The sequence below is a fragment of the Bradyrhizobium sp. SZCCHNRI3043 genome (genome assembly GCF_032377735.1).
In the GTDB taxonomy this organism is placed as follows: domain Bacteria; phylum Pseudomonadota; class Alphaproteobacteria; order Rhizobiales; family Xanthobacteraceae; genus Bradyrhizobium.
The window spans coordinates 230,119-252,692 of record NZ_JAUHID010000004.1; the positions used below are offsets into that span (position 1 = coordinate 230,119).

The following is a 22,574-nucleotide window of genomic DNA, read 5'->3' on the forward strand; positions in this document are numbered from 1 at the left end:
TGCGCAAAACCAGCGCGCCGGCCGGTAGCTCACAACCGCCGATTACGGTTTGGCGCGGTCTGCACCTAACCCGCCCTTTACCCGTCCCGCGCGATAGTTCGCGGCAAATGGTGCTGACAACGGGGCGGCGATGCCGGACGTGAGACGTTACATGGCCCGCGCGGGGGAGTTGTTTCGCGTCCCCGCCGACAATCCCGAGCTGACGCGCGCGCAGTTCCAGGCGTTCTCGAAGCAGGTGCCGCTGCTCTATTTCATTCTCATCACCAACAGCCTGGCGCTCGCCTACACGTTCCTGCCGCTGGCGCCGACGTGGCTCACGATTTCGGTGCCGGCCCTGCTATCGACGATTACCGGCGCGCGCATGCTGTGGTGGCTGCGGCAGGGCGAGGCCGCCAGCAACGACGCCGAGGTGCTGCGCAACCTGCGCGTCACCAACCGGATCGCCGGCCCGATCGGGGCGCTGTTCGTCGTCTGGTCATTCGCGTTGTTTCCCTATGGCGATCCGTTCGCCAAGGGGCAGGTCGCGTTCTACATGGCGGTCACGGTCATCGGCATCATCTTCTGCCTGATGCATTTGCGCTCCGCGGCGCTGATCGTGACCCTTGTGGTCATCGTCCCCTACGTCATCTTCTTCATGTCCACGGGCGTTCACGCGCTGCGTGCGATCGCGGTCAATCAGTTGCTCGTGTCCGGCGCCATGGTCACGGTGCTGTTCATCTACTATCGGGATTTCGCCGCGCTCGTCGCCAGCCGCAAATCGCTGCTCGCGGAGCAGGCCGCGACGCAAGCGCTGTCGGATGAAAACTTCCGCCTCGCCAATCTGGACGCGCTGACCGATCTGCCCAATCGCCGCCGCTTCTTCTCGGAGCTCACGCAGGCATTCGCCGAGGCCGAGCGGGACGGCACGCGGCTCGCCGTCGGCATCATCGATCTCGACGGCTTCAAGCCGATCAACGATACCTATGGACATACGGTCGGCGACCGCGTGCTGATGGAGGCCGCGCGCCGCGTCCGCGACGCCTGTGCCGGCCATGGCGGCCAGGTCCATCTCGCCCGGCTCGGCGGCGACGAGTTCGGACTGGTGGTCGCCGGCAACCCCACGGACGACGATCTGCTCAACCTCGGACGGCAGATCACCGAGCTGATCAAGCTGCCCTATCAGTTCGACACGACGCATACCGGCCTGTCGTGCTCGACCGGCTTTGCGCTATATCCGCGCTCGGCCATGGCCGCGGATGCGCTGTACGAATGCGCCGACTATGCGCTCTACCACGCCAAGCGCCGCGCCCGCGGCCAGGCCATCATCTTCTCGACCGAGCTCGAGGCGGAGATCCGCAGCCGCAGCGTGATCGAGCACCTGTTGCGCACGGCCGATTTCGAAGCCGAGATGGATTTGGCGTTTCAGCCGATCATGGACGCGACGAATTCGCGCACCACCGGATTCGAGGTGCTGGCCCGCTGGCACAGCCCCAAGCTGGGCACGGTGTCGCCCGCAAGCTTCATCCCGGCGGCCGAGCGGATCGGCGTCATCCGCAGCCTGACGCGCTGTCTGCTGGTCAAGGCGCTCGCGGCGGCGCGGACCTGGCCGGACGACATTCGCGTGTCGTTCAATCTCTCCGCGCACGACATCTGTTCGCCGGACGGTGTTCTTCCGCTGCTGGCGGTCATTCATGCCAGCGGCGTTCCGCCGCGCCGAATCGAGTTCGAGATCACGGAGACCGCCGTCACCTTTGATTTCGCCCGCGCCGAGCAGTCGATCGCGGCGCTGAAGGCGATCGGTTGCGGCATCTCGCTGGACGATTTCGGCACCGGCTACTCGTCGCTCAGCCACGTTCACCGGCTGCCGCTCGACAAGCTCAAGGTTGACCGCAGTTTCGTGAGCGACGTCAATGCCAACCCGATCAGCCACAAGATTATCAAGTCGCTGACCGGCCTCTGCGCCGACATGGAAATCTCATGTGTGGTCGAAGGTGTCGAGACCAAGGAGCAGCTCGACAGCCTCCGGCGTTTGGGCGCGGACTACATCCAAGGCTACTACTTCGCGAAGCCGATGCCGGCCGACGCGATTTCCGGCTTCCTCGCCCAGGAGCGCCAGCGCTTTGCCGAGCCCGCCGCGAAGGTCGCGGGCGCGAGCGCCTGACTCAGACCTCCGGCTTCCAGCCGGGCGGCGCGAGTTCGAATCCTTCGAACATGAAGCCCGGCGCCACCGTGCAGCCCACCAGCGTCCAATCGCCGGTGCTCTCGGCGGCTTGCCAGGCATGGGCAGGGACGATCGCCTGCGGTTGCTGGCCGGCTGCGAGGTCGATCCCCAGCGTCGTCGTTTGCGGCGCCTGGCCTTCGGCGGCGATCCGCAAGGTCAGCGGTGCCCCGGCATAGAAGTGCCAGGTCTCGACCGCGTCGACACGGTGCCAATGCGAACGCTCGCCGCGGGCGAGCAGGAAATAGATCAAGGTCGATGCGGCGCGGCCGGAGGCGTCAAGGGCCGGATCGCGGAAGGTCTCGCGAAAATGTCCGCCCTCCGGATGCGGCTGCAGACCAAGGCGCGCGATGATGTCGGCAGCCGAGAGCGTGGTCATCGTCGTCCCCAGCCTTACGACTTGTTCTTGCGCTCACGCAGTTCGCCGAACACCTGCTCGGCGCTGGCGCCCTTCATGCGCAGCCGCAAAGCGACGGCCGGATCGTCGGCGCGCAGGAACACGTTGGCGGTCTTCTCGTCGCCGAGCAGCGACGGAATGGTCGGCCGGTTGGCGGCACGGAGCCGCGTGACTTCCTCGGCGCGAGCCTTCAGCGCCTCGTTGTCTCCGTCGACGGTGAGCGCGAATTTGACGTTCGAGGCTGTGTATTCGTGGCCGCAATAGAGCCGGAAGTCGTCCGGCAGCGCGCGCAGCTTGAGAAGCGAGTCCCACATCATCGGATAGGTGCCTTCGAACACGCGGCCGCAGCCGACCGAGAACAGCGTGTCGGCCGCAAACAACGCCTTGTCGGCGTCGAACACGTAGGAGACGTGGTCGAGCGTATGGCCGGGCGTTTCCAGCACGCGCGCGAGCAGCTCGCCGATCTTCACGACATCGCCATGGGCGACGCGCAGGTCGACGTTGGCGATCGCCGTCGTCTTGTCGTGCGGCGCGACCACCCGGCAGCCATATTTCTGCTTGAGCTCGGCGACGCCGCCGACATGGTCGTGATGATGATGCGTGATCAGGATGTCGGTGAGCGTCCAGCCTTCGGCGTCCAATTGCCGGACGATCGGTCCGGCCTCGGGGGCGTCGATCGAGGCAGTCGCGCCGGTCGCGGGGTCATGGATCAGATAGCCGAAATTGTCGGACAGGCAGGTGAAGACGCGGATGTCGGCGGCCATGATGTCTCCGTCGGCGGGACCGGGCGAGGCACGATGGTAGCGCTCGCGATGCCAGAAGGTCGTGGAAGCGGAGCCCGGGCGCAGCGCTGCGGGGCGGCCTCCGATGTCCCGGGCAGAGATATGGCGTTAACGCTGGAGGCGCAACGCAATATTCGGCGCGCGGCAGCGCGCGCCCGCATGATACATTGACGTCATGGACGTGATCGATCTGCGGAATTTCTATTCGGGTCGCCTCGGGATCGTCGCGCGGCTCTTGATCAACCGCGGCATCCGCGCGCGCTGGCCGAACGCGGCCGGGCAGCGGGTGCTCGGCATCGGCTATCCCACGCCCTATCTCGGCTTGTTCCGCGAGGATTCCGAACGCTGCATCGCCTTTATGCCGGCGTCGCAGGGGGTGCTGAAATGGCCGACGGCGCGGCCGACGCTGGCCTCGCTGGTGGACGAGTTCTCGCTGCCGCTGCCTGATGCCGCGGTCGACCGCATCCTGATCGTGCATGCGCTGGAGATGTCGGACGACCCGGCCGGGCTGCTGCGGGAGATGTGGCGGGTGCTGGCGCCGGCGGGACGCATGATCATCGTGATCCCGAACCGGCGCGGCGTCTGGACGCGGACCGACAACACGCCATTCGGCCATGGCCGGCCCTATTCCCGCTCGCAGATCACGCAGTTGCTGCGGCAGACCTGGTTCACGCCGACCGGCTGGGGCGAGGCGCTGTTCATGCCCCCGGTCGGTGGCTGGTTCCTGAAATCGGCGATGGCCTGGGAGCGCGTCGGCGCTGCGCTGTCGCTGCCGTTCGCCGGTGTCCACATCGTCGAGGCGACCAAGCAGGTCTACCGGGTGATCCCGGCGCGCCGCGAGCGCATCCGGCTGATCCCACGACTCGAACCCGTGCTGGCGCCGTCACCGTCGGCCCCAGGATCCGGTGGCTCCGGCCGCCGCGAGGTCGGTCTGCCGTCGCGCGACGGATGACACCGGGTCGCTCCCTGCGTGCCTCTCAGCGCAAAGAAAAACGGGTGGGCTCAGGGCCCACCCGTTTCGTCATGACGGAGCGAAATCGCTATTCGCCCGGATTGAGGTCCTCGCTCGGCGCCGGCGCAGCAGCGGCTGCTTCACCGCGCGGACCATGCGGACGCCGGCGGCGGCGCGGATAGCGCTCGGCAGCGCCCTCGAAGGCGGCCGGGGCATTGGCGATCTGCGGCTGCGGGCCGGTGATGAAGGACGGCAACCGATCGACCCCGCTGTCGGCGATGACGGGCTGGGGTTGCGGCTGGGGCTGGTACTGGACGGGCTGCGGACGCTCGCGGTGCTCGCGCGGCTCCCGCTCGCGATGCTCACGCGGTTCACGGTGCTCCCGCGGCTCGCGGTGTTCGCGCGGCTCGCGATGCTCACGCGCTTCGCGATGCTCGCGCGGCTGCTGCTCGCGCTGATAGGGCTGGTTGTCGCCGCGCTCGCGCTGGCCGCTTTCGCGATCGCGCATGAAGGGTTGGGGTTGAGGCTGCGGCTGGGCCGGAACGAAGCCGGGCTCCTGGCCGAAATGCGAGAAGCTCTCGCCTTCATCATCGAGGTCGTCGACGGTCAGGTCATCGGCGTTGCGCGGTTGCTGCTGCGGCTGGTTCTGGCGGAACTGCTCCTGCGCGGCGGCAATTAGGCGGAAATAGTGCTCGGCGTGCTGGTAGTAGTTCTCGGCGGCAACGGGGTCACCCGAGGAGCGGGCGTCGCGGGCAAGCTGGACATATTTCTCGGCGACATGAGAGGCGGTACCGCGGATCTTGATGTCCGGTCCATTGGACTCGAACACCCTGGTCAGCGGATTCTGGCCGCGCCGGTTATTGTTGTTGTTACCGCCGCTGTTCCGGTTGCGCATCCGCTTGTTGTTCTGACCGTTTCTCATGTCCTGCCTTTATTCCAACCCTGCGTTAGGAGCACCGATTGCTGAGCACTGATAGTGAGCACTGATTGTTATCGGAATACCGAAAACGTATTGAGATACCTTCGCCGGGCTCGGACGCCTCGTGCGCGGTCCAAATGGCCCATCCGACCCATGCCGGTTCCGACATGCCGGTTCGACCCATGCCGATGTGATCGACAGCCGATTCTCTCGACAAAAGCGCGTTCAAAACGCGTTCCCCACCCGCCAGCCCCCTGGGACCAGCGAACCACGTCATTCAGCCAGCCACGGCGAGATGCGCCACGACCGACCCAGTTTGCTTAGCGTAAGACCTCAAGTGCAAAGTCAGGCTTTCGTTCGCTTTGCAGTCGCGGGCTGCGCAGCCATCCGGCTCTCGCGCTCAGCAGATCTGCGTTCTGGAACCTATCGCCCGGCGCGGCTCTCTGGCATCTGACTGCTGCGGTGTTCCGTGAATACCGCTCGTCGTGGCCTGCGCCGGTGCTATGGGTGGAACGTAGTCGCTCCCGGGGGATATTCCAAGAGCTTTTTCTCTATCCCCCGACCTTTACCGGAGCTTTTTTAGGCCCATGACGGTTCGGGGAATACCGGCCAGATCGGCCCGGATCGTCGAGGAATCGGCCGTCAGGCCAGCCCTCACCATCAATGCAGCGACGTCGTCACTCTGGCCAAGCCCGACCTCCACGATGACAGCGCCGCCGGGCTGAAGCAGGGCCGCTGCCTGCGGGATCAGCGCGCGGTAGGCGTCGAGCCCGTCCTTGCCCCCGTCCAGTGCGCGTAGCGGATCATGAGCGCGCACCTCGGCGTCGAGCGCGCCGATCTCGGACGACGGGATGTAGGGCGGGTTCGACACGATCAGGTCGAAACCCACAGCCAGCGCTGCGGCGTAGGAGCAGGCGACGAAGCCGGCGCGGTCGGCTAATCCGAGCGCGCGCGCATTGTCCCGCGCGGTCGTCAGCGCGGCCAAGCTGATGTCGGTGCCCAGTCCAAAGGCCCACGGCAGCTCGGACAGCAGCGCCAGCAGGATCGCGCCGGAGCCCGTGCCGAGATCGGCGATGCGCAAGCGACGCTTCAGGCCGCCGCCGGCCGCGAGATGTTCCAGCGCCAGCTCGACCACGGTCTCGGTGTCCGGTCGCGGCACCAGCGTATCGGCCGACAATCGCAGGTCCAGGCCCCAGAACTCTTTGGTGCCGAGGATGCGGGCGACCGGTTCGCCGGCCAGCCGGCGCTGCATTAGCGTTTCCAGGCGCTGCGCGTCGTCATGGGAGAGCTGTCGTCTCCCGTGCATCACGAGCCCGGTGAGGTCGAGCTGCAGCGCATGGCCGACCAGCAGCCGCGCATCCAGCTCGGGCGAGTCGAGGCCCGCATCTGCAAAGCGCGCGGACAGGGCACGGCGGGCGGCATCGATGGTCACGCCGGCGATGAGGCCGGTCATCGCGCAAGCTCCCTCCACGCGTCATCCCCGCGAACGCGGGGATCCATACGCCGTGCCGTTGCGGGACGGGCGGTCGGAGTTGCCTTCTGTGACAGCCACGAAGGCCGGTGATTATGGGTCCCGGCGTTCGCCGGGACGACACCGTTTGTGTCGGGGCAGCGTCGCATCGCCTCCTGCAATGCGCCGGTGCGCATCACGCCGCCGCACCTTGCGCGGCGAGCTGGGCTGCCTGGTGCTCGGTCGTCAGCGCGTCGATCAGTTCGCCCAGCGCTTCGCCCGCGATCACCTGCGGCAGCTTGTAGAGCGTCAGGTTGATGCGGTGGTCGGTGACGCGCCCTTGCGGGAAATTATAGGTACGGATGCGCTCGGAGCGGTCGCCGGAGCCGACCTTCTCCTTGCGCTCGGCCGAGCGCGCCGCGTCGACCTTCTGCCGCTCGGCGTCGTAGATGCGTGAGCGCAGGATGTTCATCGCGGAGGCGCGGTTCTTGTGCTGCGAGCGGCTGTCCTGCATCATCACGACGATTCCGGTCGGGATGTGGGTGATGCGGATCGCCGATTCCGTCTTGTTGACGTGCTGGCCGCCGGCGCCTTGGGCGCGCATGGTCTCGATGCGCAGGTCGTCTTGCTTGATGTCGACATCGACCTCCTCGACCTCCGGCAGCACGGCAACCGTGGCGGCCGAGGTGTGGATGCGCCCCTGGGTCTCGGTATCGGGCACGCGCTGCACGCGGTGCACCCCGGATTCGAATTTCAGCTTGGCGAAGGCGCCGCGGCCCTGCACCTCGGCGATGATTTCCTTGTAGCCGCCGACGGTGCCTTCGGAGGCCGAGATCACCTCGACCTTCCAGCCCTGCAGGGCGGCGAAGCGCTCATACATCCGGAACAGGTCGCCGGCGAACAAAGAGGCCTCGTCGCCGCCGGTGCCGGCGCGGATTTCGAGCACGACGTTGCGGTCGTCCATCGCATCCTTCGGCAGCAGCGCGACGCGGATCTGCTGCTCCAACTCGCCGCGGCGCGCGATCAGCTCGTCGCGCTCGGCCTCGGCCATCGCGCGCATCTCGGCGTCAGTGGTGGGATCGGCGATGAGCGCCTCCGTCTCGGCGAGCTCCTTGACGCCGGCGCGATACGCCTTCACCGCGTCGATCAGCGGATTGAGCTCGGCGAGCTCGCGGGTGATCTGCACGTAGCGGTCGGAATTGACCTGGCCTAGCAGCTCCGCCTCGAGCGAGGCGTGATGCGCGAGCAGGACATCCAGTTTGGCTTGGGGAAGCGACGACATGATGCAATCTGATCTAGGAGCAAACGATACGAACGGAAGACGCTTGGCGCGACGGACCCGCTACAGCGCGAGGCCTTCGCTCTCGGCGAACTCGGTCAGCTTCTGCCGCATCGAGAAGCTGCCGGCCGGTGCGGCCAGCCATTCGGCCATCTTCGTCGCCGCCTTGCCGGCGTCGAGTTCGAGGATCATCGCCTTCACAGGGCCGTGCGCGGTGGCCGACAGCGACAGCGAGCGGTAGCCGAGCGAGATCAGCGCCAGCGCGCCGATCGGCTTGGAGGCCATCTCGCCGCACAGCGACACCGACCGCTTGGCCGCCTTGGCCTTGTGCACGATCTGCTGCAACGCCCGCAGGATCGGCGTCGACAGCGTGTCGAAGCGCTCGGAGACCTTGGCATTGCCGCGATCGACCGCGAACAGGAACTGGAACAGGTCGTTCGAGCCGACCGAGATGAAATCGACCTTCGAAAGCAGCTCGTCGAGCTGATACAGCAGCGCCGGGACCTCGAGCATGGTGCCGACGTCGACGCGCTCCGGCAGCGTGTGACCGTGCTGGCGCAAGTAAGTCAGCTCGCGCTCGACGATCGCCTTGGCCGTGTCGAACTCGGCGACTTCCGAGATCATCGGGAACATGATGCGCAGCGAGCGGCCGCCGCCGGCGCGCAGCAGCGCCCGGATCTGGCCGCGCAGCAGGCCCGGACGGTCGAGGCCGAGGCGGATCGCGCGCCAGCCGAGCGCCGGATTCTCCTCGATCACGGTCTCCATGTAGGGCAGCGCCTTGTCGCCGCCGATGTCCAAAGTACGGAACGTGACCGGCTTGTGGCCGGCGGCGTCGAGAACCGTGCGATACAGCGCCAGCTGGTCGCTGGAGCGCGGCAGGCTGGCGGACACCATGAATTGCAGCTCGGTGCGGAACAGGCCGATGCCGGCGCTGCCGGTGTCCTCGATATGCGGCAGGTCGATGACCAGGCCCGCATTGATCATCAGCTCGATCGGCTGGCCGTCCTTGGTCACGCAGGGCTTGTTGCGCAGCTCGCCATATTGCGCCTGGCGGCGAGCGCGGAAGCGCACCCGCTCGGCATAGGCGGACTCGATCTCGGACGACGGCCGAACGTAGATCGAGCCCGACGTGCCATCGACGATGATGGCGTCGCCGGGATCGGCGATGCCCGGCGCGTTCGGCACCTCGCCGACGGCGGGAATGCCGAGCGCACGCGCCACGATCGCGACATGCGAGTTGGCAGTGCCTTCCTCGAGCACGAGGCCGCGCAGCCGCTTGCGGTCGTAGTCGAGCAGCGCCGCCGGGCCCATTGCGCGCGCGATCAGGATGGCATTGTCGGGCAGGTGCTCGCGCCGGGGCGCGTGGTCCTGGCCCACCAGTTGGCGCAGCAGCCGGTAGCCGAGGTCCTCGAGATCGTGCAGCCGCTCGCGCAAATACGGATCGGTGGAGCGCAGCATGCGGGCGCGGGTGTCGGACTGCACGCGCTCGACGGCGGCTTCCGCCGTGAGGCCGGTCGCGACCGCCTCGTGCAGCTTGTGCGACCAGCCCTGGTCGTTGGCGAACATGCGATAGGCTTCGAGCACCTCGCGGTGCTCGCCGCCATCGGCGACGTCACCGCGCTCCAGCATGCGGTCGAGGTCGGCCCGCAGCTTGAGCAGCGCGGCGTCGAGCCGCTTGATCTCCTTCGGCAGGTCCTCGGCGATGTAGTTGTTGATGACGACGCGCGGCTCGTGCAGCACGACGTGGCCGAGCGCGATGCCATCGGACAGCACGGTGCCGGTCTTGTGGATCGAGTGCCGCGCCGCCGGCTCGGCGCCGGGCTGGGCGAGCGCTGCGAGCTCGCCGGAGGCGATCATCTCGGCGAGCACCATCGCGGTGGTCTGCAGCGCCTCGACCTCTTCCTCGACATAGGTGCGCTTGGCGCGGTTCTGCACCACCAGCACGCCGAGCGTGTTGCCGGCGCGCAGGATCGGCACGCCAAGGAAGGAGTGGTAGATCTCTTCGCCGGTTTCCGGCCGGTACGAGAAGGCGGGGTGGCTCTGCGCGTCGTTCAGATTGAGCGGCGTCGCCTCGCTCGCGACGAGGCCGACGAGGCCCTCATGCGCGCTCAGCACGGTCATGTGAACGGCGTCGCGGTTCAGACCTTCGGTGGCGTAGAGCTCGAGCGTGTTGTCGACGCGAAGCACATAGACCGAGCAGACCTCCGCGACCATGTTGGCCGCGATCAGCACCACGATCTTGTCGAGTCGCTCCTGTGCCGAGACCTGCTCCGCCATGGTCTCGCGAAGCCGTCTGAGCAGGACGCGGGGGCCTCCCGACGCGCTTCGCATGTGGCACAATCCCCCTTCCTGGGGCCAGCCCGGCACGCGGCCGGATCTGGCGCTAAACTCGCGGCATCGAACAGCTTTCTCGATTCGGCACTATCGCACGCTCAGAGTGCCGGCCCGAACCAGAACAACCATCACTGGAGCACAGTTTGCGGCTGCCATCCTGCGATGGCGTATAGCGAATTAGGGCTTGTTTTGCCAAGCAAAACGCCTGCCACCGCGGGCGGCGTCAACGGCTTTCGAACGACCTCCGGCCCGTCCCGCTGTCACATAACGGGACAGGTGTGGTTGCGGAGGAGGATTTTCTAGGCCTGGTCCAGTCCGTAGAGCGTGTGCAGCGTGCGGACGGCGAGCTCGGTATAGGCGGCGTCGATCAGCACCGAGAACTTGATCTCGGAGGTCGTGATCGCGCGAATGTTGATGTTGCGGGCGGCGAGCGCGGCAAATCCCTTGGCGGCGACGCCGGCATGGCTGCGCATGCCCGAGCCGATCACCGAGACCTTGGCGACGTCGGTTGCGGTATCCAAGCGCTGGTAGCCGATCTTGTCCTTGGCCGCGGTGATGGTCTCGCGCGCCCGGTTGTAGTCGGTCGCCGGCACCGTGAAGGTCAGATCGGTGGTCTTGCCATCTTCCGAGACGTTCTGGACGATCATGTCGACATTGATATTGGCATCAGCCAGCGGTCCAAAGATCGACGCGGCAACGCCCGGCTTGTCCTCGATCTGGCGCACCGAGATCTGGGCCTCGTCCTTGGAGAAGGCGATGCCGGTCACGACGTGATTTTCCATGATTTGTTCCTCGCTGCAGATCAGCGTCCCCGGCGGCTGGTTGGCGTGCGGGTCGATATCCTCGGGCTTGTCGAATGAGGAGCGGACGAAGATCGGCATGTTGTGCACCATGCCCAGTTCCACCGAGCGGACCTGCAGCACCTTGGCGCCCTGGGACGCCAGCTCCAGCATGTCCTCGAAGGCGATCTTGTCGAGCCGCTTGGCCTTCGGCACCACCCGGGGATCGGTGGTATAGACGCCGTCGACGTCGGTATAGATGTCGCAGCGGTCGGCCTTGATGGCGGCCGCGATCGCCACCGCCGAAGTGTCCGAGCCGCCGCGGCCGAGCGTGGTGATTCGCCCGGTTTCGGCGTTGATGCCCTGGAAGCCGGCGATGACCGCAACTTCCTTGCGGTCGCGGAAGCGCTGGATCAGCTCGGCGCCGTCGATATCGACGATTCGCGCCGAGGCATGGGCGTCGCTGGTCTTGATCGGGATCTGCCAGCCCTGCCACGAGCGGGCCTGGATGCCCATGCTCTGCAGCACGATCGCCAGCAGGCCGGACGTGACCTGCTCGCCCGAGGCCACCACGGCGTCGTATTCGCGCGCATCATGCATCGGCGACGCCTCGGTGCACCAGGCGACCAGCTCGTTGGTCTTGCCCGACATCGCCGAGACGACGACGGCAACCTCATGACCGGCATCGACCTCGCGCTTGACGTGGCGCGCGACGTTGCGGATGCGGTCGATGTTGGCGACGGATGTGCCGCCGAATTTCAGCACGAGGCGACCCATGACGACGCGCTCATTCCCATCAGGAGGATAAGTTGACCGGCTGAGCGCGAAACCGGAGGCGCGCCAGCCGAAACGCGCGTATACATAGCGCCGCGGCTGGGGGCAAGACGGTTCCTTGTGGTGACAGGGTCAGGTTGGTGACAGGGTCAGGTGAGAGGCTTGGAATGGCGCGTTACATCGACGAAATCCTGCAACCCGGCGAGAAGGTACTGTATTCGACCAACGCGCATTGGATGTTCTACCTGCCCGCGATCGGGGCCTGGATCGTCGTGTTTGGATTGCTCGTCCTCTCCCGCATGACCGTGAACGACAGTTTGGTCATGCTGTGCCTGGCCACCGCCGCCGTCATCGCCATTGTCGCCTTGTATTGGACGGTCCGGGCCTGGTTCCATCGCCTCACCACGGAGACGGACGTCACCAATCGTCGCGTCGTCCATAAAACCGGTTTCATCAAGCGCCGTACCTTCGAGATGGCCCTCGACAAGGTCGAGAGCGTCGACGTCAACCAGACCATCATGGGACGGGTTCTCAATTACGGCGACGTCACCATCTTGGGGGTGGGCGAGGGCAAGGAAACCATTTCGACCATCGCGGAGCCGCTGGCGTTCCGGAACGCCATCACGGCGCGTTAACCCGGTACGGCGCCGCAGCTTCGATCATTGAGTATTCAGCGATGACAATGCCTCAGGATTCCCGCAGCACTTCTGTTCCCTCCGGCTCGACCGTCGATCCGGCCGAGATCGCGAAGTTCTCGAAACTGTCCGAGACCTGGTGGGACCCCAAGGGCAAGATGGCGCCCCTGCACAAGATCAACCCGCTGCGCCTGACCTACATCCGCGATGCCGCCTGCCGGAAATTCGAGCGCAACGCCAAGAGCCTGAACTGCCTCTCGGGACTGCGCATGCTCGACATCGGCTGCGGCGCGGGATTGCTGTGCGAGCCGTTCACGCGGCTGGGCGCGCAAGTCGTCGGCGTCGATCCCTCGGCCAGCAACATTGCCGCTGCCAGGCTGCATGCGGAAAAGGGCCATCTGTCGATCGACTACCGCTGCACCACGATCGAGGAGATGGATCCGCGCGAGCGCTTCGACATCGTGCTGGCGATGGAGGTCGTCGAGCACGTCACCGATGTCGGTGCCTTCCTCGGCCGCTGTGCCGCCGTGCTGAAGCCGGGCGGCATGATGGTGGTCTCGACGCTGAACCGCAACTGGAAGAGCTTCGCGCTCGCCATCGTCGGTGCCGAATATGTGCTGCGCTGGCTGCCGCGCGGCACGCATGAGTGGAGCAAGTTCGTCACGCCGGACGAGCTGACGAAATACCTGCTCGACAATCGTCTGGTCATCACCGAGCAGAGCGGCGTCGTCTACAGCCCCTTCGCCGACCGCTGGAGTCTGTCGACCGACATGGACGTGAACTACATGATGGTTGCCGAGCAGATGGTGTAGCACGGCGTCGCGCTTCGGTTCGGCCGGGGTGCTGCTCCACAACCGGTGTCGTCCCTGCGAACGCAGGGACCCATAACCCCAGAGAGTGGTTCGGGGCACGCTAGGAGATCAGGTCGCTGGCGGGCTTTCCGTGGCGCGACAGGTTCAACGTGCAGCCTGCCCCAAGACAGATCACGCGGTATGGGTCCCGGGTCTACGCCCGCTGACGCGTCGCGTCATTGGGCTTGCCCGGGACGACAGCTTTGCTCCCCCCGCCAGCTTCATTCTCGGTTGTTGTCGGTCCAGCCAGATGTCGCTCGACCAAAGGTGTCGTCCCTGCGAACGCAGGGACCCATAACCACAGGGATTGGTTTGTGGCACCCTAGGAGATCAGGTCGCTGAGATCGCGCCGTTCGAGATTGTCGCGCTCGATCAGCTCGATCTTCCAGTCGCGCTTCCAGCGCTTGAGCTGCTTTTCGCGGGTGATTGCTTCCTCGGCGACAGCGTATGTTTCCACGTAGACCAGCCGAAACACGCCGTACTTCTTGACGAAATCCGAGCCTTCGCCATCGCGATGCTGCCCAATCCGTTTTTGTATCGAGTTGGTAACACCGATATACAGGGTGCCGTGACGGCCGCTGGCGAGAATGTAGACGTAATACATCGCCGCACCATCGTGTGGAGACATCGTCTGAACCAATTGAAGCCAGTGGTTATGGGTCCCTGCGTTCGCAGGGACGACACTGGTCGTGCGGCACGAGCGTACCATAAACCTCGGACAAGTGCGCGTCGTCCCGCCGCTGACTTGCAATCCTGACATGCGACCGAATCGTCGCCTGTCCTGTTGACCCGGCGCCCCGCGCTCGTCACGGTGCCGGCCTCACCGTCGCACAGTGCCGCGCATGCTCACCATCGCCTCGCTCTGGATTCCCTTCACGCTGGTGGCTGCGGTCGGTCAGGTCGCACGCAATGCGATGCAGCGGTCGCTGACGGCGAAGCTCGGCACCTGGGGCGCGACCAACATCCGCTTCCTGTTCGGCTTCCCGTTCTCGCTGGTGTTCCTGACCGCGGTGCTGCTGGCGACCGGCGACCATCTGCCGTGGCCGTCGGCGGCGTTCTGGCCGTGGCTGCTGCTCGGCGCGCTCAGCCAGATCATCGCCACCGGGCTGATGCTGCTGGCGATGACCGACCGCTCCTTCGTCGTCACCACGGCCTATCTGAAGACCGAAGCGATCCAGACCGCGATCTTCGGCTTCATCTTCCTCGGCGATCCGCTCTCGGTGCCGAAGGTAATCGCGATCCTGATCGCCACCATCGGCGTCGTCGTCACGGCGCTTCGGCCCGGTGGCGACAAGAGCTTTGCGGAGTTGAAGCCGACCGTGACCGGCCTCGTTGCGGCGGCGGCGTTCGCCCTGTCGGCGGTCGGCTTCCGCGGCGCCATCATCACCGTCGACGGCGTCTCCTTCGTGACCGCCGCATCGTACACGCTGGTCTGGGGCCTGTTCGTGCAAACCGCGATCCTGACCGTCTACCTGCTGGCGCGCGCGCCGGACATCCTGCGCGGAATCCTGTCGCTGTGGCGGCCGTCGATGATGGCCGGCTTCGTCGGCGCCTTCGCGTCACAATTCTGGTTCCTGGCTTTCGCGCTGACGGCGGCTGCCAACGTCCGCACGCTCGCGCTGATCGAGGTGCTGTTCGCGCAGGGCGTGTCGTACTACTCGTTCAAGCAGCCGGTTTCGCTGCGCGAGGTCTGTGGCATCGTGCTGATCGTTGCCGGGGTAGCGCTGCTGATCGCAGTATAGTCAGCCCTTGATCGCGATCAGCACGGCGCCGGCCGCGATCAGGACGATGCCGATCCAGCCCTGCAGGCTCGGTCGTTCGCCGAGAAACACGACGCCGAACAAGGCGACCAGCACGACGCTGAGCTTGTCGATCGGCGCGACCAGCGTCGCGGGGCCGAGCTTCAGGGCGCGGAAGTAGCACAGCCACGAGGCGCCGGTGCCGAGCGCCGACAGCGTCAGGAACACCCAGCTCTTGGTCGAGATCGGTCCCGGGCTGGTGAGCTGGCCCGTCGCAAACAGGATCAGCGCCAGCGTCATCAGCACGATCGCGGTGCGGATCAGCGTGGCAAGATCGGAGTTGAGACCTTCGACGCCAACCTTGGCGAAGATGGCGGTGAGGGCCGCAAACAGCGCGGAGAGGAGGGCCCAGAGCTGCCAGGACGAGGAGAGGGGGGGCATGTCGTCACACCGGCGAAAGAGAGAGTGCAGGCCGAGATCTCTCCCCCGTCATTGCGAGCGAAGCGAAGCAATCCAGAATCTGTCCTCGGCTCCTGGATTGCTTCGCTTCGCTCGCAATGACGAAAAGGCCTTCTCGATTGCTCAATTCCTATCGTCCGGCAGCACCGGGATCGGGGCGACCTCGATGCCTTCCTCGATCAGTTCGCGGGCCTCGTCGAGCGAGGCCTCGCCATAGATCGGCCGGTGCTCGGTCTCGCCGTAATGCATCTTGCGCGCTTCCGTCGGGAAACGCTCGCCGACATCGTCGGCGTTCTTGACGATGTGGTCGCGCAGCTCCTTGAGCTTGGCGCGCAGCTCGCGCTCCTGCGCCATCATCAGCGCGGTCGATCCCGGCGGAATTACTTCCTGCGCTGGCGTCGGTGAGGCCGGCACTGGCACTGGAACGGCCTCGCGGCCCTTCTTGCTGACGATGCGCGGCGCCATGATCGCCTTCTCGACCTTGGTCGAGCCGCAGGTCGGGCATTCCACCAGCTTGCGCTTCACCTGCGAATCGTAGGTCGAGGAGCTCTGGAACCAGCTTTCGAACGTGTGGTCACGCTCGCAGCGCAGCGCATAGCGGATCATGCCGAGCCCCGCACCAGGTGCAGATAGTCCGGACCCGCGTTGGGATCGGCGATGCCGAACCGGCGGCCGTGCTGCAGCGAAGGAATGGTCTGGCGCACGCTCTCGACCCGCGACGGATCGATGCGCGCCACGATCACGCCGGGCTCGACGCCGCCCTCGGCGAGAATCTCGCCCCATGGATCGATGATCAGCGAGTGGCCGAAGGTCTCGCGCTTGTTCTCGTGCAGGCCGCATTGGGCGGCGGCGAACACGAAGCAGCCGGTCTCGATGGCGCGGGCGCGCAGCAGCGTGTGCCAGTGCGCCTCGCCGGTCTTGCGCGTGAAGGCGGAGGGCACGCTGATGAACGAGGCGCCGCTCTCGGCCAGCGCGCGATACAGCGCCGGGAAGCGCACGTCGTAGCAGATCGTCAGCCCCAGACGACCCCAGGGCAGATCCGAGATCACGGCCGTCTCGCCCGGCTGATAGTTGGCCGACTCGCGATAGCTCTCACCGCCCGGCAGGTCGATGTCGAACATGTGGATCTTGTCGTAGCTCGCCAGCACGTTGCCCTCGGGGCCGATCAGGAACGAGCGGTTCACGGCCTTGTCTGCCGAGAAGCGCAGCGCCAGCGATCCGATGTGCAGATGGATGCTCAGCTCCTTGGCGAGCGCCTGATAGGCTTTGAGAGAGGGATCGTCCGCCTCGCTCTTGAGCTGCTCGAACAGCGCCGTCCGGTTGAGCTGCATCATGTTGCTCACTTCCGGCGTCTGGACGTACTCCGCGCCCTGCGCGACCGCTTCCCGGATCAGCCTGGTGCCCTGCTCGAGGCTCGGCTCGGGCAGGAGCGAGGTGCGCATCTGCACCATGGCGGCGGTAAAGCTGCGGTCGTTGCTCATGATGTCGCCTTGTCTCCCGCCAGCATGGCGTCGAGTCTGCCCTCGCGATCGAGCGCATAGAGATCGTCGCAGCCGCCGACATGGGTGTGGCCGATGAAGATCTGCGGAAAGGTCGAGCCCGGGCCGACACGATCATACATCTTCTGCCGGATCGTCGGATCCTTGCCCGCGTCATGCTCGGTGAAGGGAACGTTCTTGCGGGTCAGAAGCGATTTGGCGGCCGTGCAGTAGCCGCACCCCGGACGGGTATAGATTTCGATCGCAGCGGTCATGTCGCGCTCAGCTGTTACGGAACGACAGATTATATGGGAGCGCGGGGGGCATCGACAACCCGGGCGAAAACCAGCACGCTGACCTCGGCCGCCTTGGCGCGCAGCAGAGCGCGGGCGCAGGCATCCACCGTCGCGCCGGTGGTCAGCACGTCGTCGACGATCACGATGCGGCGCCCCTGCACGTCATGCAGGCGGTCTGAAGATACCTGGAATGCGCCCTGCACATTGCTGGCGCGCTGGGCGCGCGACAGGCCGACCTGCTGCTCGGTCGCCCGCACGCGGCGCAACGCATCGCCCTGCATTCGGACGCCGCTGGACCGGGCGATCACCCGCGCCAGCGCGCCGGACTGGTTGTAGCGGCGGCTGAAGCCGCGCCGCCAGTGCAGCGGCACGGGCACCACGAGGTCGGCCTCGGCCAGCAGCTCGCGGCCGGCGCGAGCCATCCAGCGGCCCATGATCGGCGCCAAATCGGTGCGGTCCTGATATTTCAGCTGATGCACCAGGGTGCGCGCGACCTCGTCATAGCGCACGGCGGCGCGCGCCCGGGCATAGGCCGGCGGCGCCGCGATCGCCTCCATCGACAGCAGCTCGGGGCCGGGATCGTAGACGAAGGGGATGCCGAGCTTCGGGCAATACGGCCGCTCGATGAACGACAATTTGCCCCAGCAGGCCGCGCAGACGCCCTCGCCGTCGACCGGCTCGCGGCAGGCGATGCACAGCGTCGGCAGCGCGACGTCGAGCGCGAGCTTCGCGACATGCGCGAGACCGCCGTGCAGCGCGCCTACGGCTGCACGAAGTCGTCCGACGCCGATTGGAGCAAACGTCACACCCATGTATTGAGGCTAGCGCCGCAACCCACGCTGCTCAAGCGGTGCATTGCCCGGCCGCGAGGATCGGCGTAACCAGCCCCAATGATCCAGTCCGTCACCACTCCCGTTCTGTTCGATCGCAGCCTGCTCGCGCTCAGGCAGCGGCGGGCTGCGGCAGCGCCGGAGACCTTCCTGTTGGAGCGCGTTGCGGAGGACATCGAGGATCGGCTTGCGGCAGTGAACCGGTCCTTCACCGCGGCTGCCGACGTCTGGACGCCGGCCGCGGGCTTGAAGCCGTATCTTTCGGGACGCCTCTCGCAGCTCGCACATATCGCTGCGCCCGAAACGGCGGATGAGCGGCTGCCGCTGGCCGCGCAATCGCTCGATCTCGCGCTGTCGGCGCTGGCCTTTCAATTCGTCAACGATCTGCCCGGACTGCTGGTGCAGATTCGCCGGGCCTTGCACCCCGATGGTCTGCTGCTGGCGGCCATGATCGGCGGCGATACGCTGACCGAGCTCCGGCAATCCTTCGCCGCCGCCGAGGCAGAGTGCGAGGGCGGCGTATCACCGCGCGTCGCGCCGTTCGCCGATCTGCGCGACGTCGGCGGTCTGCTGCAGCGTGCAGGCTTCGCGCTACCCGTCACCGACGTCGACCGCGTCGTGGTCCGCTATGCCAGCGCGCTCGGCCTGATGCAGGATCTCCGCCGCATGGGCGCGACCAACAGCCTGGTCGAGCGCCGTCGCACGCCGACGCGCCGCGCCACCCTGCTCCGCATGGCCGAGATCTATGCCGAGCGCTTCGCCGATCCCGACGGCCGCATCCGCGCCACCTTCGATATCATCTGGCTGTCAGGCTGGGCCCCGCATGAGAGCCAGCAGAAGCCGCTGAAGCCGGGTTCGGCGACGGCGAGCCTCGAGGCGGCAGTGAAGCGGAGCCCTCGCGCGGGAGCGGATGAATAGCCACTCTCGTCATCGCCGGGCTTGACCCGGCGATCCATCCCTCTTGAAGAGTCCGAAATGTAGATGGATGCGCGGGTCAGGCCCGCGCATGACGCGTGAGCGTGAGGCTATCGCCGCGGCTCACATCAACAAGTCGATCAGATGCGGCAGCAGCGGGATGTCCGCGGGCGGCATCGGGTAGTCGCGCAGCTTGTTGGGCCGCACCCAGGCCAGTTGCTGGCCCTCGCGCGCGGTCACCAGGCCTTCCCAGCGCCGGCAGATGTAGAGCGGCATCAGCAGATGGAACGTCTCATAGGCGTGGCTCGCAAAGGTCAACGGCGCGAGGCAAGCTTCGCGCACGGTGATGCCGAGCTCCTCGTCGAGCTCGCGGATCAGGCTGGCTTCCGGGCGCTCGCCGGGCTCGAGCTTGCCGCCGGGAAATTCCCAGAGGCCCGCGAGCGCCTTGCCGGGCGGCCGCTGCGCCAGCAGCACGCGATTGTCGGCGTCGACGAGCGCGCAGGCGACCACGAGCGTGAGTTTCAGGTCGGGCATGGTCCGATCGGGTTTCGAGAGGGATGGGCCGGTCCGAGAACCAGGCGCGCCTGTTGAGGGAGTTTTAACCTAGGCCGTTTTGAGCCCCGTTTCCACGGTTGAAATAAGCCAACCTTAATGGCCGCCCGCGTATTTTCACGGGTGAACGCCGTGACCCCCTCATGGTTCGTTAGGCATCATTCATGCGAATTGTATCCAGCCTGCTTGCCCGCCTTCGCCGCGACGTCAGCGGCAACGTCGCGGTGACGTTCGCCATCGTCTGCGTTCCGCTGATCACGGCGGTCGGCTGCGGCGTCGACTACAGCCGCGCCAACCAGATGCGCGCCAAGCTGCAGGCGGCGGTCGATGCCGCGTCGGTCGGCGCGGTGTCCCGGACGGCGCCGGCCTTCATCGCCGCGGGCGCGATGACCTCGGACGGGGTGATCGCCGCCGGCAATGACGACGCGGCGAAGATCTTCAACGGCAACATGTCCGGCACATCGGGCTATACGCTGACCAGCCTGACGCCGGAGGTGAAGAAGGCCGGCTCGGTGCTGAGCGCCACCGTGTCGTTCTCGGCCACCGTGCCCATGATGTTCATGAACATCGTCGGGTTCAAGACCATGACCCTGAACGGCTCGTCGACGGCGAAGGCCTCGATGCCGCGATACATCGATTTCTACCTGCTGCTCGACAATTCGCCGTCGATGGGCGTGGCGGCGACGCCGGCGGACGTGACCAAGATGGTCAATGCGACCTCGGACAAATGCGCCTTCGCATGCCACGACTACAACGACTCCAACAACTACTATAATCTCGCCAAGACGCTCGGCGTGACCACCCGGATCGACGTGCTGCGCAGCGCCACCCAGCAGCTGATGGACACGGCGCAGCAGACGCAGACCTATACGAACCAGTTCCGCATGGCGATCTACGATTTCGGCGCGGCGTCGAAGACGATCGGATTGCGGGCGCTGTTCTCGCTGTCGTCGAGCCTGTCCAGCGCCAAGAGCGCCGCAGGCAACATCGACCTGATGGGCGTCTACGGCAACAACGACTCCTACACGGCCGACAAGGATACGCCGTTCACCACGGTGTTCCCCGCCATCAGCAACGAGATCTCGACGCCCGGCGACGGCACCACCGGCTCGCCGTTGAAATACCTGTTCTTCGTCTCCGATGGCGTCGCGGACGAGAGCAACGCCGCCTGCCTGAAGCCAAAGGCCAGCGGCAACCGCTGCCAGTCGCCGATCAATCCGGCGCTCTGCACCACGCTCAAGAACCGCGGCATCAAGATCGCGGTGCTCTACACCACCTATCTGCAGCTGCCGACCAACAGTTGGTACATGAGCTGGATCGATCCCTTCAACAAGGGGCCGTTCGGCCCGTCGCCGAACAGCGAGATCGCGCAGAAGATGCAAGCCTGCGCCTCGGACGGGTTCTATTTCGAGGTGTCGCCGACGCAGGGCATCGCGGAGGCGATGAAGGCGCTGTTCCAGAAGGCGGTCGCCGACGCACGGATCGCGAGCTGATCGACTCGGCCCCCGGAAGCGCGCTGGCATCTGCGCGCTTCCTGGCCGCGGTCGGTTGCGGAATTAGGATCGGTAGTCGCCGTTGATCGCGACATACTCCTTGGTCAGGTCGCAGGTCAGCACGCGGTCGCGGCCCTTGCCGAGCCCGAGCGCCACCTTGATCTGCACCTTCTGCGCCTTCATCGCCTCGGAGACTTCCGTCTCGTCATAGGCCGGATCGCGCGCACCCTTCGATGCGACGCGGATGCCGTTGAAGGAGATCGAGAGCTTGTCGCGGTCGGCCGGCTCGCCGGCCTTGCCGACGGCCATCACGACGCGGCCCCAATTGGCGTCCTCGCCGGCGATCGCGGTCTTGACCAGCGGCGAGTTGGCGATCGACATCGCGATTCTGCGCGCCGACGGCTTGCTCTTGGCGCCCTCGACGATGATCTCGACCAGCTTGCGGGCGCCCTCGCCGTCGCGCGCGACCTGCTCGGCGAGGTCGGCCAGCACGGCATTGAACGCCTTCACGAACGCTTTCGCGCGCGGATCGCTGGCGCGGCTGATCTTCGGTGCGCCCTTCGCCGCGGCGGTCCCGGTGGCGAAGGCGAGCAGCGTGTCGGATGTCGAGGTGTCGCCGTCGATCGTCACCGCGTTGAAGGTGTCCTCGACGCCGGCCTTGAGCAGGGCCTGCAGCGCGGGTGCCGAAATCGGCGCATCGGTGAAGATGAACGACAGCATCGTCGCCATGTCGGGCGCGATCATGCCGGCGCCCTTGGCCATGCCGTTGATCGTCACCTTGGCCTTGCCGAGCTTGACGGTCGCGGTCGCGACCTTCGGGAAGGTGTCGGTGGTCATGATGGCGCGCGCCGCGCCCATCCAGTCCTCTGGGCTGGCGGTGCCGGCGAGCCCCTCGAGCACGCCGTCGAACTTGGTCGCATCCAGCGGCTCGCCGATCACGCCGGTCGAGGCGAGAAAGATCTCGTCCTGCTTGCAGCCGACCGCCTTGGCGGCGATCGCCGCCGTCAGCGCCGTCGACTGCTTGCCTGTCTTGCCGGTGAAGGCGTTAGCGTTGCCGGAGTTGACCACCAGCGCGCGCGCCTTGCCGCCCTTCAGCTTGGCCCGGCACCATTCGACCGGCGCCGACGGGCATTTCGACAGCGTGAACACGCCGGCGACGGCGGTGCCGGGATCGAGCAGCGCCAGCAGCACGTCGGTGCGGTTCTTGTAGCGGATGCCGGCCGCCGCGGTCGCGAGCTTGACGCCCGCAACGGCGGGCATGTCGGGGACATCGGTGGGGGCGAGCGGGGAGACGGCTGAGGACATCGAGGGCTTCCGGCAGGAATGAGCGGGAAGCGCTCTGTATCATCTCGGTCGTCGTTGTGGGAGTGGATGTCACTGCACCCACTGCTGTCATCCCGGCGAACGCCGGGATCCATAACCACAGGGTCCAGTTGGGAGCCCCGGTATCGGCCACGTGCCTG

The 22,574-nt window shown here is 66.3% G+C and carries 22 protein-coding genes; 7 read left to right on the forward strand and 15 right to left on the reverse strand.

The annotated features are described in order from the left end of the window. Window positions 1-130 precede the first annotated feature (130 nt). Window positions 131-2,140 carry a putative bifunctional diguanylate cyclase/phosphodiesterase gene (locus tag QX124_RS12105; RefSeq protein ID WP_315735270.1) on the forward strand — a complete coding sequence of 670 codons (2,010 nt, stop codon included), beginning with the start codon at window positions 131-133 and terminating at the stop codon, window positions 2,138-2,140. A gap of 1 nt (window position 2,141) precedes the next feature. Here QX124_RS12105 and QX124_RS12110 read toward each other — a convergent pair whose 3' ends face one another. Further along, window positions 2,142-2,576: a cupin domain-containing protein gene (locus QX124_RS12110; RefSeq protein WP_315797271.1), complete on the reverse strand. Its 435-nt coding sequence runs from the start codon at window positions 2,574-2,576 to the stop codon at window positions 2,142-2,144. Between the two features lie 14 nt (window positions 2,577-2,590). Then, window positions 2,591-3,358 (reverse strand): hydroxyacylglutathione hydrolase, encoded by a 768-nt coding sequence (gene gloB / locus QX124_RS12115; RefSeq protein ID WP_315756882.1) that lies wholly within the window; start codon window positions 3,356-3,358, stop codon window positions 2,591-2,593. Window positions 3,359-3,551: 193 nt separating this feature from the next. Here gloB and QX124_RS12120 point away from each other — a divergent pair, with 193 nt between their 5' ends. After that, a complete protein-coding gene (locus tag QX124_RS12120) occupies window positions 3,552-4,328 on the forward strand; it encodes a class I SAM-dependent methyltransferase (protein WP_315797272.1) in 777 nt (258 codons plus the stop codon). A gap of 88 nt (window positions 4,329-4,416) precedes the next feature. Here QX124_RS12120 and QX124_RS12125 read toward each other — a convergent pair whose 3' ends face one another. The 5 genes from QX124_RS12125 to QX124_RS12145 form a co-directional block, all read right to left on the reverse strand. Then, entirely contained in the window at window positions 4,417-5,250 is an 834-nt protein-coding gene (locus QX124_RS12125; RefSeq protein WP_315797273.1) for a DUF4167 domain-containing protein, read from the reverse strand. Between the two features lie 562 nt (window positions 5,251-5,812). Next, entirely contained in the window at window positions 5,813-6,700 is an 888-nt protein-coding gene (prmC, locus tag QX124_RS12130; protein WP_315797274.1) for a peptide chain release factor N(5)-glutamine methyltransferase, read from the reverse strand. 193 nt (window positions 6,701-6,893) lie between these two features. Then, window positions 6,894-7,979: a peptide chain release factor 1 gene (prfA, locus tag QX124_RS12135; RefSeq protein ID WP_315797275.1), complete on the reverse strand. Its 1,086-nt coding sequence runs from the start codon at window positions 7,977-7,979 to the stop codon at window positions 6,894-6,896. A gap of 60 nt (window positions 7,980-8,039) precedes the next feature. After that, window positions 8,040-10,307: a phosphoenolpyruvate--protein phosphotransferase gene (gene ptsP, locus QX124_RS12140; RefSeq protein ID WP_315735256.1), complete on the reverse strand. Its 2,268-nt coding sequence runs from the start codon at window positions 10,305-10,307 to the stop codon at window positions 8,040-8,042. A 302-nt stretch (window positions 10,308-10,609) separates the two neighbouring features. Further along, window positions 10,610-11,866, reverse strand: coding sequence for an aspartate kinase (locus tag QX124_RS12145; RefSeq protein ID WP_315775706.1), 1,257 nt, complete (start codon window positions 11,864-11,866; stop codon window positions 10,610-10,612). Between the two features lie 164 nt (window positions 11,867-12,030). Between QX124_RS12145 and QX124_RS12150 the strand changes: the two genes are divergently transcribed. Then, a complete protein-coding gene (locus tag QX124_RS12150; protein ID WP_315735252.1) occupies window positions 12,031-12,498 on the forward strand; it encodes a PH domain-containing protein in 468 nt (155 codons plus the stop codon). Window positions 12,499-12,545: 47 nt separating this feature from the next. Then, window positions 12,546-13,310, forward strand: a complete 765-nt coding sequence (ubiG, locus tag QX124_RS12155; RefSeq protein WP_409997692.1) for a bifunctional 2-polyprenyl-6-hydroxyphenol methylase/3-demethylubiquinol 3-O-methyltransferase UbiG — start codon at window positions 12,546-12,548, stop codon at window positions 13,308-13,310. A gap of 361 nt (window positions 13,311-13,671) precedes the next feature. On the opposite strand, the gene QX124_RS12160 is transcribed toward ubiG, so the two are convergent. Beyond that, window positions 13,672-13,953, reverse strand: a complete 282-nt coding sequence (locus QX124_RS12160; RefSeq protein ID WP_315797353.1) for a GIY-YIG nuclease family protein — start codon at window positions 13,951-13,953, stop codon at window positions 13,672-13,674. Between the two features lie 238 nt (window positions 13,954-14,191). On the opposite strand from QX124_RS12160, the gene QX124_RS12165 reads away from it, so the two are divergent. Continuing rightward, entirely contained in the window at window positions 14,192-15,091 is a 900-nt protein-coding gene (locus QX124_RS12165; protein WP_315797276.1) for an EamA family transporter, read from the forward strand. On the opposite strand, the gene QX124_RS12170 is transcribed toward QX124_RS12165, so the two are convergent. From QX124_RS12170 to QX124_RS12190, 5 genes are all read right to left on the reverse strand, one after another. Continuing rightward, window positions 15,092-15,529 (reverse strand): EamA family transporter, encoded by a 438-nt coding sequence (locus QX124_RS12170; protein ID WP_315797277.1) that lies wholly within the window; start codon window positions 15,527-15,529, stop codon window positions 15,092-15,094. It abuts the gene before it with no gap. Window positions 15,530-15,670: 141 nt separating this feature from the next. Continuing rightward, the gene (locus QX124_RS12175) at window positions 15,671-16,153 is read right to left on the reverse strand and encodes a DUF1178 family protein (protein WP_315735242.1); all 483 of its coding nucleotides are present in this window, start codon (window positions 16,151-16,153) and stop codon (window positions 15,671-15,673) included. Further along, window positions 16,150-17,028 carry a carbon-nitrogen hydrolase family protein gene (locus tag QX124_RS12180; protein WP_315735240.1) on the reverse strand — a complete coding sequence of 293 codons (879 nt, stop codon included), beginning with the start codon at window positions 17,026-17,028 and terminating at the stop codon, window positions 16,150-16,152. Before QX124_RS12180 ends, QX124_RS12175 begins: the two co-directional genes overlap by 4 nt. After that, window positions 17,025-17,300, reverse strand: coding sequence for a glutaredoxin 3 (gene grxC / locus QX124_RS12185; protein ID WP_315735238.1), 276 nt, complete (start codon window positions 17,298-17,300; stop codon window positions 17,025-17,027). The genes QX124_RS12180 and grxC overlap by 4 nt, the downstream gene beginning before the upstream one ends. A gap of 29 nt (window positions 17,301-17,329) precedes the next feature. Further along, window positions 17,330-18,133 (reverse strand): ComF family protein, encoded by an 804-nt coding sequence (locus tag QX124_RS12190; RefSeq protein WP_315775703.1) that lies wholly within the window; start codon window positions 18,131-18,133, stop codon window positions 17,330-17,332. Window positions 18,134-18,211: 78 nt separating this feature from the next. Here QX124_RS12190 and QX124_RS12195 point away from each other — a divergent pair, with 78 nt between their 5' ends. Then, window positions 18,212-19,069, forward strand: a complete 858-nt coding sequence (locus QX124_RS12195) for a methyltransferase domain-containing protein (protein WP_315797278.1) — start codon at window positions 18,212-18,214, stop codon at window positions 19,067-19,069. A 120-nt stretch (window positions 19,070-19,189) separates the two neighbouring features. Here the strand turns inward: QX124_RS12195 and QX124_RS12200 are convergent, their stop codons facing one another. Then, window positions 19,190-19,600: a (deoxy)nucleoside triphosphate pyrophosphohydrolase gene (locus tag QX124_RS12200; RefSeq protein WP_315735232.1), complete on the reverse strand. Its 411-nt coding sequence runs from the start codon at window positions 19,598-19,600 to the stop codon at window positions 19,190-19,192. A gap of 182 nt (window positions 19,601-19,782) precedes the next feature. Here QX124_RS12200 and QX124_RS12205 point away from each other — a divergent pair, with 182 nt between their 5' ends. Next, complete coding sequence (locus QX124_RS12205; protein ID WP_315797279.1) at window positions 19,783-21,111, forward strand: TadE/TadG family type IV pilus assembly protein; 1,329 nt, start codon at window positions 19,783-19,785, stop codon at window positions 21,109-21,111. 63 nt (window positions 21,112-21,174) lie between these two features. Here QX124_RS12205 and argJ read toward each other — a convergent pair whose 3' ends face one another. Continuing rightward, the gene (gene argJ, locus QX124_RS12210) at window positions 21,175-22,416 is read right to left on the reverse strand and encodes a bifunctional glutamate N-acetyltransferase/amino-acid acetyltransferase ArgJ (RefSeq protein ID WP_315797280.1); all 1,242 of its coding nucleotides are present in this window, start codon (window positions 22,414-22,416) and stop codon (window positions 21,175-21,177) included. Between the last annotated feature and the right edge of the window lie 158 nt (window positions 22,417-22,574).

Coding starts and splice junctions, on each gene's coding strand:
- QX124_RS12105 (WP_315735270.1), top strand. CDS start 131: ATGCCGGACGTGAGACGTTACATGGCCCGCGCGGGGGAGTTGTTTCGC.
- QX124_RS12110 (WP_315797271.1), bottom strand. CDS start 2,576: ATGACCACGCTCTCGGCTGCCGACATCATCGCGCGCCTTGGTCTGCAG.
- gloB (WP_315756882.1), bottom strand. CDS start 3,358: ATGGCCGCCGACATCCGCGTCTTCACCTGCCTGTCCGACAATTTCGGC.
- QX124_RS12120 (WP_315797272.1), top strand. CDS start 3,552: ATGGACGTGATCGATCTGCGGAATTTCTATTCGGGTCGCCTCGGGATC.
- QX124_RS12125 (WP_315797273.1), bottom strand. CDS start 5,250: ATGAGAAACGGTCAGAACAACAAGCGGATGCGCAACCGGAACAGCGGC.
- prmC (WP_315797274.1), bottom strand. CDS start 6,700: ATGACCGGCCTCATCGCCGGCGTGACCATCGATGCCGCCCGCCGTGCC.
- prfA (WP_315797275.1), bottom strand. CDS start 7,979: ATGTCGTCGCTTCCCCAAGCCAAACTGGATGTCCTGCTCGCGCATCAC.
- ptsP (WP_315735256.1), bottom strand. CDS start 10,307: ATGCGAAGCGCGTCGGGAGGCCCCCGCGTCCTGCTCAGACGGCTTCGC.
- QX124_RS12145 (WP_315775706.1), bottom strand. CDS start 11,866: ATGGGTCGCCTCGTGCTGAAATTCGGCGGCACATCCGTCGCCAACATC.
- QX124_RS12150 (WP_315735252.1), top strand. CDS start 12,031: ATGGCGCGTTACATCGACGAAATCCTGCAACCCGGCGAGAAGGTACTG.
- ubiG (WP_409997692.1), top strand. CDS start 12,546: ATGCCTCAGGATTCCCGCAGCACTTCTGTTCCCTCCGGCTCGACCGTC.
- QX124_RS12160 (WP_315797353.1), bottom strand. CDS start 13,953: ATGTATTACGTCTACATTCTCGCCAGCGGCCGTCACGGCACCCTGTAT.
- QX124_RS12165 (WP_315797276.1), top strand. CDS start 14,192: ATGCTCACCATCGCCTCGCTCTGGATTCCCTTCACGCTGGTGGCTGCG.
- QX124_RS12170 (WP_315797277.1), bottom strand. CDS start 15,529: ATGCCCCCCCTCTCCTCGTCCTGGCAGCTCTGGGCCCTCCTCTCCGCG.
- QX124_RS12175 (WP_315735242.1), bottom strand. CDS start 16,153: ATGATCCGCTATGCGCTGCGCTGCGAGCGTGACCACACGTTCGAAAGC.
- QX124_RS12180 (WP_315735240.1), bottom strand. CDS start 17,028: ATGAGCAACGACCGCAGCTTTACCGCCGCCATGGTGCAGATGCGCACC.
- grxC (WP_315735238.1), bottom strand. CDS start 17,300: ATGACCGCTGCGATCGAAATCTATACCCGTCCGGGGTGCGGCTACTGC.
- QX124_RS12190 (WP_315775703.1), bottom strand. CDS start 18,133: ATGGGTGTGACGTTTGCTCCAATCGGCGTCGGACGACTTCGTGCAGCC.
- QX124_RS12195 (WP_315797278.1), top strand. CDS start 18,212: ATGATCCAGTCCGTCACCACTCCCGTTCTGTTCGATCGCAGCCTGCTC.
- QX124_RS12200 (WP_315735232.1), bottom strand. CDS start 19,600: ATGCCCGACCTGAAACTCACGCTCGTGGTCGCCTGCGCGCTCGTCGAC.
- QX124_RS12205 (WP_315797279.1), top strand. CDS start 19,783: ATGCGAATTGTATCCAGCCTGCTTGCCCGCCTTCGCCGCGACGTCAGC.
- argJ (WP_315797280.1), bottom strand. CDS start 22,416: ATGTCCTCAGCCGTCTCCCCGCTCGCCCCCACCGATGTCCCCGACATG.